The sequence below is a fragment of the candidate division WOR-3 bacterium genome (assembly GCA_039801365.1).
In the GTDB taxonomy this organism is placed as follows: Bacteria; Hydrothermota; Tepidihabitantia; order Tepidihabitantales; family Tepidihabitantaceae; genus JBDRUN01.
On record JBDRUN010000110.1, the window covers coordinates 1 to 6848 of the forward strand.

Below are 6848 nucleotides of genomic sequence, written 5' to 3' on the forward strand. Positions count from 1 at the left end.
TGAGCTGCTCTACCATCCGGGCGAGGCCAACCTGCGCCTGGCCGACGTGGTGGTCATCAACAAGATCACCACCGCCAAGGTGGAATGGATCGCCACCGTGCAGCAGAACATCGTCCAGGTCAACCCCACCGCTCAGGTGGTAAAGGCCAACTCGCCCATCACCGTGGAAGAGCCCGAAAAGGTGCGCGGCAAGAGGGTGCTGGTGGTCGAAGACGGCCCCACGCTCACCCACGGCGAGATGAGCTACGGCGCGGGCACCCTGGCCGCTGAGCACGCCGGGGCGGCTCAGGTGGTCGATCCGCGACCCTTTGCGGTGGGCAGCATCAAGAAGACCTTCGAAAAGTACCCCCACATCGGGTCGTTGCTGCCGGCCATGGGCTATTCGCCCAAGCAGCTGAAGGAACTGGAAAAGACCATCAACGCCACCGACTGCGACCTGGTGCTCATAGGCACCCCCATCGACCTGCGGCGGGTGATCAAGATCGAAAAACCGGCGCAGCGGGTGTTCTACGAGCTGGCCGATCACGGCTCGCCCACCCTGGAAGAAATCATCCGCAAGCGCTTTGCCTGAGGAGGAGCCATGAACCTGAGAGGACGGCACCTGATTTCGCTGCACGATTTCACCAGCGAGGAAATCCTGCATATCCTGGACAGCGCCGCCGCGCTGAAGCTGCGCTACCGCCAGGGCGACGACTTCCAGCCCCTGAAAGGCAAGACCCTGGCGCTCATCTTTCAGAAACCGTCTCTGCGCACCCGGGTGTCCTTCGAAGCGGGCATGAGCCGCTACGGCGGGCACGCCATCTACCTGGGGCCGGATGACATCAAGCTGGGCAAGCGCGAGACCACCGCCGACATCGCCCGCAACCTCTCCCGCTACTGCGACGCCATCATGGCCCGGGTCTTCGCCCACCGGGACGTGGTCGATCTGGCCGCCGCCGCCTCGGTGCCGGTCATCAACGGGCTGTCCGACCTGCTGCACCCCTGCCAGATCCTGGCCGACCTGCTGACCATCCGGGAAAAGAAGGGCCGGCTGGCGGGGCTGAAGCTGGCCTTCCTGGGCGACGGCAACAACGTGGCCCACAGCCTGCTCGAGGCCGGCGCCCGGGTGGGCCTGCATGTCACCCTGGCCGTGCCCGAGGGCTACGAGCCTGACCGGGACATCCTGGCCACGGCCCGAGAAGACGCCCGCGCGACCGGCGCCCGGCTGGAGGTGACCCACGATCTGAAGGAAGCCCTGCGCGAGGCCGACGTGGTCTACACCGACGTCTGGGCCAGCATGGGCCAGGAGGCGGAGAAACAGAAACGCGAACAGGCCAAGATAGATCAGCAGCCCCGGTTTAGCTTCAAGCGCCATTAGAATGTGAAAGAGTGAAGCCGCTGTGCTCGCCAGTACGTGTCCGGCGTGAGGAAGTTTGGTTCTGGGCCATAGGAGAGCCAGACCGATACCTAGAAGCGCGGCTGGGTTGACAATCCACCATTCCTCGATGAAGCCGATGTGGGCGTGAGCGCTTGGCAGTCGGAACAGAAGTTCGCCCAAATAGGGAACCAGCGAGTCTGATACCGTACCGAGAACCACCGAGCCGACATACCCGATGACGACCGCAGCCCAGGTTCTTGCCTTTGCTGGCCGGTACAATCGGTACATTGCGGTTGTGACCAGGGCGCTCAGCGCGACATGCAACGGATGGAACACGTAGAATACAGTGCGGGCCGCGTCGTGTGAGATGGCGGGAAGGAGCGAAGCCATCAGGATGCCAGCTCCGGCACCGGCTGCTGTGAACGGTACGTGGTGCCGAAGTTCACGCAGGATCGTCTTTAGCATTATGAATAAGGCATCACCGGGGGCCGGGCACTAAGCTGTCGCAACGGCTTCCTGGTCAAGTTGTCGGCGAATTGCGACATCGGTGCTGGTCCTACATAGAATGAAGCAAAGCTGCTATCGTGCGTACGGGTACGCCGGTCGCGCCGGCTGGAGCGTAGTCCCAGCCGTCCTTGGTATAAGCCGGGCCTGCAATGTCAATATGCACCCAGGGAACGCCCTCGGCTACAAATTCCTTCAGGAACAACCCGCCGGCAATGGTGCCGGCATTCTGGGGCTTGCCAACGTTCTTCATATCAGCGACGTTGCTCTTGATGTGGGACTTGTAACGCTCAGGCAGGGGCAGTTGCCAGAAGAATTCGCCCTGTTTCAGACCCAGCGAAATGAGTTTGCGGATTGTGTCATCATCCGTGCCAAGAAGAGCCGAGTATTCGTCGCCGAGCGCCACAACGCATGCACCGGTCAGGGTCGCAATGTCAATCATCAGGTTGGGCTTCAGCTCCGAGCCATAGGCGAGTGCGTCGGCCAGTATCAGCCTGCCCTCGGCATCGGTCGAGATGACTTCTGAGGTCTTGCCGCCGTAGTGACGGATAATGTCGCCTGGCCGCTGGGCACCGCCACCAGGCATGTTCTCGGCCAGCGGAACAAGCCCGTGCACCAGAACCGGAATGTCAACTTTGCCTAGGTAGTGGAAGATGCCGAGAACCGATGCAGCTCCGGCCATGTCGTCCTTCATCGCCTCCATGCCCTGGGATGGTTTGATTGATATTCCGCCGGAGTCGAATGTGATGCCTTTACCTACCAAGCAAATGGTTTTCTTCGGTCGGACTTTCGGTGTGTAGGTCAGACGAACTAAGCAGGGATGGTTGTGTGAGCCGGCGCCGACTGCGAGGATTCCATTCATTCCGAGCTTCTTTAGTTCGGGCTTGTGCATCACCTTGACGTTGATGCGGCCCTCCTGCGCCAGACCCTCGGCTATTTGTGCTAGCTTCTCAGGTGGTTTGACAACTGACGGTTCGTTCCCCAGGTCGCGGGTGAAGGACACCGCGGCACACAGCACCTCCGCCTTGGCACAAGACCTGCGCATCGCCGCTGACAGGTTCTTCGTGTTGGCGAACACGCACGTCAGCCCGGCGACCGGTTTCGTGTCGTCCTCTTTGGGCTTCTTGTATTTGTCGAAGCGGTACGAGCCGAGGACCGCTCCTTCGATGGCAGCGGACGCAAACTCGGCCAGGTCGCCGCGCACGTCCTTGTTGTCCGGGATCAGGAGACCGAGCGATTCGACGCCCTTGTCCTCAGCCAGCTTCAACGCCTTGGCCGAAGCCACGCGCGCCCGGTCCAACTCAAAGTCCTTGCGCTTGCCCAGACCGGTGACGACAAAGAGCCGGTCTTCGGCAGAGACCAGGGCAGTCTTCTTGTACGCGCCCTTGAAGTTCTGTGCGGTACACCCGGCCGCAATGCTCTCGGCTTCAGATTTCTCCAAGCCGAGCGGCGGCTTGCCGTCCTCGTACGCAAACACTGCCAGTACTTTTCCAGTCCAGTGTTTTCTAGCCACAAGCTCAATCTTCATTTCTCACTCCTTACTTTTGCTTTCGTGGCCATCCTCATTTCTGTATTCAGTACACGATGACAACGCCTGAGCGAATGACACTGACCCGGGTCAGGCGGATGCCGTTCGCGAATTTAGCGTACACTCGTATCCGATAATTGTACCCGGTTGTCGGCTCGTAGGCAACGATTGCGCGCGGCGAGGGGGCGGCATCGTCCTTGCCGCCGGCCCAGACGAAGACAATGGTCTCAAGTGCGGCCAGTTTATCGCGCCGGAAAGAATCGCGGTCGTCGTCCGAAAGGCCACGCAGGACCCAGCCCGCAATTTCCACGTGCGAGTGAAAGTTGCCTAAAAACCGCATTCGCAAACGGTGTCCGAGCTCGCGACGGCGCCGGATTACGCGGTAGATTGACGCCCAGTCTGGAAACACAACGCCGGACCGGGACTTGACGCCGCCTCGATAGTAGAGCGCGTGACGGACCACAAGCCGGTGTTCACTGGTCAGGCTGCCGAAAAGAAAGCCGAACGTTTCCTTCTTATGTCTCGTCTCGTAACCCCTGCGTGCGAGCCGACATAGCTCACATACTGCGTCCTCTTGAAACAGCACCGGTGGCCGGAATGTGAGGGGTATGTCAAGCATCACCGCAGAATACGTGAGAAGCAAATAGCTGTCAAACAGGTCGCTGCTTATCCGGGCCAGGAGGGTTTCCTTGACTTGGCTAACGGACGGGGTAGCATATCTTCCTCCCTGATGTTCGACCGCATAAGCGAGGTTCTACCCCTCGTTACTAAGCCTATCCGGTACACGGGCGGTGAATACAACGCCCGTCTAAAGGAGCCCGCAAGGGGCGGCGTGAGCTGGGTACTTTCGATGCCCGACGTGTACGAGCTCGGGATGTCGAACTACGGGCTGCGGATTCTCTACTCGATAATCAACCGGCTGGAAGGAGCAGTGTGCGACCGGTGCTTCTGCCCATGGCCGGATTTCGGTCGGCAGCTTCTGGCGCGGGAGCTGCCGCTTTACGCACTTGAGTCTAAGCGGCCGGTGCGGGAGTTCGACATACTTGGAGTGTCGCTGCAGAGCGAGCTGAGTTATACGAATCTGCTGTATCTGCTGGACCTGTGCCAGATTCCGCTGCGGCGCGAGGAACGGACGAACCGGGACCCCTTGGTTGTGTGTGGCGGACCATGTACAGTTAATCCGTTGCCGATGGCGGCGTTCGTTGATGCATTCGTAATCGGCGACGGTGAGGATGTGGTACGCGAGGTTACCGAGGTAGTGAGAACCTGGGACCGCCGGCGGCGCGATGACATTCTGGCAGCACTGGCAACCCTGGAAGGGGTGTACGTACCGGGCAAGACTAGCGTTGGGCATTGTCAGGACTCGGGACTCAGAACCGAGAACCGAGAAGTCGAGACCACAGTGCGGCGGCGGGTTGTGAAGGAGCTCAGGGAGGAGGATTTCCCCATGCCGCCTCTGGTGCCCATCTGCGAGACAACCCATGACCGGCTGACCGTGGAGATTGCCCGCGGCTGCTCGCGCGGGTGCCGGTTCTGTCAGGCCGGGTTCATCAATCGGCCGGTACGGTTCCGGTCGGTGGACGAAATCGTGCGGCTGGCTGAGCGCGGTATCCGGGCAACAGGTTGGGAGGAAGCGTCACTTCTGGCCCTGTCCGCACTTGACTATCCGGATATTCTGAACCTGGTGCGGCAACTGAACTCCAGGCTCGCTGAACGCCGGGTAGCCCTTTCTCTTCCCTCGACACGCGGTGAGCAGTTCTCTCCTGAGCTTGCACTGGAGTTACAGGAAGTAAAGAAGACAGGACTAACGTTTGCGCCCGAGACCGTTTCGTCGCGGCTCAAGGCACTCGTGAACAAGGATATCCCTGAGGCTGCGATGCTTGAATCCATCCGAACAGCGCTTGACGCAGGCTGGGGCGGAGTGAAGCTCTACTTCATGCTCGGCCTGCCGGGCGAGACTGACGACGATGTTGGTGAAGTTTGCCGGTTCGTTAATGAGATTGCCCAGCTGTGCCGGAACCGGGTTGTGCGAGCCAATCTGAGTCCGTTCGTGCCCAAGCCACACACGCCGCTGCAGTGGACTGGTTTTGAGGGTGTGGAGAGCGTCCGGTCCAAGATTGAGCAGCTGAAATTCCGTTTCGGACGCAACGTCAAGGTCAAATGGGAGAATCCAGAGAGTTCATACGTGCAGACGCTTCTTGCGCGTGGTGATGAGAGTGTGGCACGGGTGGTGGAGCGGGTGTACCGACAGGGTGGAGTGTTTCAGGAGTGGACTGAGTATTTCCGGCTGGATTCCTGGCTCAATGCATGCCAGGACGAGGGTGTCGATCCGCGGCGTTTCACCGGCACTTATTCGACCGATGAACCGCTGCCGTGGGGTTTCATTGATGTCGGCGTGTCCCGGACGTTTCTCAAGAGGGAGTACGAGCGAGCTATGGCCGGTGAAGCAACCCCGGATTGCAGCCGGGCTGGTTGCACTGGTTGCGGAGCATGCGTCGAGGGCAGACCCTATTCCAAGCCCGAACGGACCGATTCGAGACTTTCTGCCTACCGTCGCCGAGTTCGTCCAGCAGGATACGACGACCTGAGAATCCGGTTCCGTCTCCGGTACACGGTCGAGGAGCCGTATCGGTACGCCGCGCATCTCGACCGGGTCCGTGCACTATACCGGGCTTTGCGTCGGAGTGAGCTCCCGATAGTTTACACCAAGGGATTTTCGCCCAAACCGATGGTTTCGCTCGGGCCGCCGTTACCGGTCGGGTTATTGTCCGAGGGTGAGTACTTCGACCTGTTTACCAGGTTGTCGTACTCAGGCAACGCGTTTGCTGACCTAGGGCCGTTTATGCCCAGGGGCATGCGACTTGTGCAGGGTAGGGTGATACCGCGCGACTGGCCGTCGCTTGGTCGGGTCCTGAATCTTGCCCGTTACCGGGTACGTGTGTCTGAGCGTTACCGCCGTCGGCTTGCCGATTTATCCGAGCGCAGCCGTGCGATCGGCGGGGTGCGGAGCCTGAAACCAGTAACTGACGGTTTCGAGCTTGAGCTGGTAATCGCCCCCGGAGTCCGATTGCTCTCAGTGCTGAGTAGCCTACTTGAAGCTGACGAGACCGAGGCACGAAGCTTAGAAGTGGTACGGCTTGACTGTATGATCGAGAGGGACGGAAAGATAGTATCACCGCTGGAGGGTTGATGAAGGTGAAGACCAAGATTGTCGTGAGTTCGAATGAGTGGGAAACCAGGGTTGCCATCCTCGAGGATGACCGGCTGGTCGAGTTCTACGTTGAACGGCAGGAGAGTCGGAATCTTGTAGGCCGAATTTACAAAGGCAAGGTTGAGAATGTGGTCAAAGGTCTCCGTGGGGCGTTCGTCAACATCGGCCTGCGGAAAAACGGGTTTCTGCCACTGATGGAAATCCCCGAGTTTGATGCCTTGGAGACAGATGATTCCGAACCGGGAAAG

General features: G+C 59.9%; 6 protein-coding genes. 4 read left to right on the forward strand and 2 right to left on the reverse strand.

What is annotated here, in order from left to right:
• Together ABIL25_10420 and argF are read left to right on the forward strand one after the other, a co-directional pair.
• On the forward strand, positions 1 to 571 hold a 571-nt coding region (locus ABIL25_10420), incomplete at its 5' end, for a GTPase (GenBank protein ID MEO0082681.1).
• Positions 572 to 580: 9 nt separating this feature from the next.
• Positions 581 to 1357: an ornithine carbamoyltransferase gene (argF, locus tag ABIL25_10425; GenBank protein ID MEO0082682.1), complete on the forward strand. Its 777-nt coding sequence runs from the start codon at positions 581 to 583 to the stop codon at positions 1355 to 1357.
• A 556-nt stretch (positions 1358 to 1913) separates the two neighbouring features.
• Here argF and ABIL25_10430 read toward each other — a convergent pair.
• Positions 1914 to 3389: a leucyl aminopeptidase gene (locus ABIL25_10430; protein MEO0082683.1), complete on the reverse strand. Its 1476-nt coding sequence runs from the start codon at positions 3387 to 3389 to the stop codon at positions 1914 to 1916.
• A gap of 46 nt (positions 3390 to 3435) precedes the next feature.
• On the reverse strand, positions 3436 to 4008 hold the full coding sequence (locus ABIL25_10435; GenBank protein MEO0082684.1) for a hypothetical protein: 573 nt from the start codon (positions 4006 to 4008) through the stop codon (positions 3436 to 3438).
• A 111-nt stretch (positions 4009 to 4119) separates the two neighbouring features.
• On the opposite strand from ABIL25_10435, the gene ABIL25_10440 reads away from it, so the two are divergent.
• Complete coding sequence (locus tag ABIL25_10440) at positions 4120 to 6579, forward strand: TIGR03960 family B12-binding radical SAM protein (GenBank protein ID MEO0082685.1); 2460 nt, start codon at positions 4120 to 4122, stop codon at positions 6577 to 6579.
• The coding region (locus tag ABIL25_10445; GenBank protein ID MEO0082686.1) for a S1 RNA-binding domain-containing protein at positions 6579 to 6848 on the forward strand (270 nt) is incomplete at its 3' end. The genes ABIL25_10440 and ABIL25_10445, both read left to right, overlap by 1 nt.